This window comes from Phenylobacterium sp., assembly GCF_036821595.1.
GTDB lineage: Bacteria > Pseudomonadota > Alphaproteobacteria > Caulobacterales > Caulobacteraceae > Phenylobacterium.
Genome location: NZ_DAISJG010000183.1, coordinates 1 through 1,347 on the forward strand (window position 1 = coordinate 1; position 1,347 = coordinate 1,347).

Genomic DNA, 1,347 nt, shown 5'->3' on the forward strand with positions numbered 1-1,347 from the left:
ACCGGCACGTCCACGATCTCGCCCAGGCGGCGGACTTCGTCGCCTTCCTTGATGGCGCGGTCCTCGCCGAAGATCACGACGCCGACGTTGTCGCGCTCCAGGTTCAGGGCCATGCCCTTCACCCCGGCGGAGGGGAACTCCACCATTTCGCCGGCCTGGACGTTGTCGAGGCCGAACACGCGGGCGATGCCGTCGCCGACGGAGAGGACCGAACCGACGTCGGAGACGTCGGCTTCCTCGCCGAAGTTGGCGATCTGCGACTTCAGGATGGCCGAGATTTCGGCGGCGCGGATATCCATGGGCTTACGCTCTCTTCAGGGCGAACTTCAGGGAATCGAGCTTCGACTTCAGCGAAGCGTCGAACAGACGGGAGCCGACCCGCACCTTGATGCCGCCCAGGATGGACGGATCGACGCGGGTCTCGATTTCAGGGTCCTTGCCCAGCGCCTGGCGCAGGGCCTGCTGCACGCCCTTGGACTGGGCGGCGGTCAGGGGAACGGCGGTGACGACCTGGGCGGAGACGGCGCCGCGGGCCTCGGCGGCGAGGCGCTCGAAGGCGGCGACGACGGCGGACAGCGCCGCGGCGCGGCCGTTGGCGGCCAGGAGGCCGAGGAACTTCTTCGTGGTGGCGCTGAAGCCGGCGCGATCGGCGATCGCCGCCAGCCCCTTGCCCTTCGCCTCGGCGTCGAACGACGGCGAGTTCAGCAGGATCTGCAGGTCGCGGCTCTCGGCCAGGGCGGCCTTGAGCGATTTCAGGTCGGCCTCGACGGCCGCCACCTGGTTCTGGTCATTCGCGAGATCGAACAGGGCCTGGGCATATCTGCCGCCCACATTCGAAGCCTGGGAATCGTCCGCCACTTAATATCCGCCCGGTGCGTTTCGAGAGCCGCGGCGGCTGATCCAACCGCGACCTAAAGGCCTGTAAGCGCTAAAGAAAAGCGCTTCGGTCCGTAGCGCGTTTAAAACGCCCGGCCCAAAGCCGCGCGCCTAGTATCACGCGATGTTCGGCGCCGCAACCAAAGCGCCCGGCAGAATGGCCTCAAGCTTCCGTGGCGTTGCGCAGCACCGCGGTGCAGGTGACCAGGGCCGCCCCGTCCGGGCCGGCCAGCCGGCCGTGCGCGAAGACCAGGCTGCGGGTCGCCCGCTCAGTCCAGGCCTCGGCCACGGCGGGTCCCGCGGTCGCTCCCGCCGGGCCGTGGTCGAAGGTGACGGAGAGCAGGGTGGTCCCGGGGCCGCCCACCGCCAGCAGCAGCGGCTCGAGCAAGCCCGCGGCCTCGCCGGGCTTTCCGGAGAACACGACTTCCTGGCGCAGGGTGGGGGCGGGTGCGGTCATGGGGGCCTGCTCTT

3 protein-coding genes are annotated in these 1,347 nt (G+C 69.4%); all 3 read right to left on the bottom strand.

The annotated features are described in order from the left end of the window. On the bottom strand, window positions 1-299 hold a 299-nt coding region (locus V7Z97_RS20450; protein ID WP_334165474.1), incomplete at its 3' end, for an HAS-barrel domain-containing protein. Window positions 300-303: 4 nt separating this feature from the next. Next, complete coding sequence (locus V7Z97_RS20455) at window positions 304-858, bottom strand: F0F1 ATP synthase subunit delta (protein WP_334165476.1); 555 nt, start codon at window positions 856-858, stop codon at window positions 304-306. 181 nt (window positions 859-1,039) lie between these two features. Further along, the coding region (locus V7Z97_RS20460) for a hypothetical protein (protein ID WP_334165478.1) at window positions 1,040-1,347 on the bottom strand (308 nt) is incomplete at its 5' end.